The organism is Lacrimispora amygdalina, from assembly GCF_003432035.1.
Lineage (GTDB): Bacteria > Bacillota > Clostridia > Lachnospirales > Lachnospiraceae > Lacrimispora > Lacrimispora amygdalina.
Genome location: NZ_QOHO01000084.1, coordinates 1 through 1,601, shown reverse-complemented (window position 1 = coordinate 1,601; position 1,601 = coordinate 1). Strand labels below are relative to the sequence as shown.

The following is a 1,601-nucleotide window of genomic DNA, read 5'->3' as shown; positions in this document are numbered from 1 at the left end:
AGGTGACAAACTATAAATAGTCAAGAGGTTTTGGTAAATAATTTTGTTTATAAAAAAGGCTAACCTTAATAAACCATCTAAAAACAGCGTATTTTAGATGGAACAAAATCTTCTACAGAAAATATGTATTAGCGAAGTTTTTGTGAATTAAAGTCAATATCTTGCCTCTCCAATGCATAGATGATTCTGATAAGTTTCTTTGCAACGTGAGTAATAGCTACTCTGTGTGGCTTGCCTTCTGCACGCTTCTTGGCATAGTAAGATGCAAATGTCATGTCAAAACGGATTAAAGGAAGGCAACAATTAATCAAGGTATAACGGAGCTGAGATGATCCACGTTTTACCATCCGACCTCCATGAGATTCTGTTCCAGATTCGTTAATACCTGGTTCAATGCCAGCGAAAGCAAGCAGCTGGCCTGGATTTGAAAAGTTTGACATATCTCCATATTCAGAGTAGATAATAGCTGCGGATATTGGACCAATGCCAGGCACAGACATGTAGTGAGGATGTACTTCCTCAATGAGTCGAGTGATTTCTTTCTCGAGAGTATCAATTTCTTTTACAAGAGATTTGTATAATGTAAGTAAGCTGTTTAGTTCTACATCAAAAATAGAATTATTGACACCGACTGTGTTGCAGGCAAGTTCCTTGAGAGTAAGGAATTGCTGGGGAGAAAACTTCCCTCTAGACAATGAACGCAGTTTGTCATAGGATGCAGAATTCATTCGAGCCATCTTTTCAGCAGAACCGTAGTTCTCAAGAAGATAAAGAGCAGTCTTTGAAAATCGCTCATTGAAAAAAGGCTTGAATTCAGGAAATGTATGATCAAGGAGATTCGTTATCTTTACAAGATAAAAAGAACGTTGTCGAATCAGTCGATCTCGTAATCGAGTTAATGACTTTAAAGAATAAGCGTGGTAAAATCCTTTTGAATGGGGTTTGTACTCAACAGTCATTAACCACCGAGCTATTGATTCGCAGTCAATATAATCGGTTTTAGTTCGCCTTAAAGAAGTGGATTTCTTATATTCCTTGATTAAAACTGGATTAACTTCCATGAAGCTGTGGTTGGCATTTTCAAGGAAAAGTTCAAGATTGAGGGCATAATGGGCTGTTGATTCAAACCCTATTTTTATATCCTCAGAGTTGGAGAGAGAATTAAATGTAATAATGAGTTGTTCAAAGCCTGACTTATCGTTTTTGATGGTAAACTTTGAAACGACTTTTTGATCAGCTGCAGAAATAATACAGCAATCATGTTTGTACTTGGAAATATCAATTCCAACAAAGTACATTGACATAGAGAAATACCTCCTGATTTGATAAATTTAGCACTGCTGTCTTCCACAGAGAATTCGACTGTGTAATCACGTAAATACAAACGTCTAATGAACCTAGGGTTCTATGCGTTAACAAACTGATTAACAGTAATAGACGAAAAGCTGTGGTCTGAGTCACCTCGTAACAGTCAAAGCTGTAAAAAAATAGGTACAGATCCACAGTGCTTTTATAAATATATCAAAGATGGATATAAAACCCCAGAGAACCTGGGAGAAAGGAATAATTTAATCACCATCTAATGATGATTGGATTATACG

General features: G+C 36.5%; 1 protein-coding gene. It reads right to left on the bottom strand.

All coding sequences use genetic code 11. The annotated features are described in order from the left end of the window. Positions 1-128 precede the first annotated feature (128 nt). Positions 129-1,304, bottom strand: coding sequence for an IS110 family RNA-guided transposase (locus tag DS742_RS23460; RefSeq protein ID WP_117419386.1), 1,176 nt, complete (start codon positions 1,302-1,304; stop codon positions 129-131). Positions 1,305-1,601 lie beyond the last annotated feature (297 nt).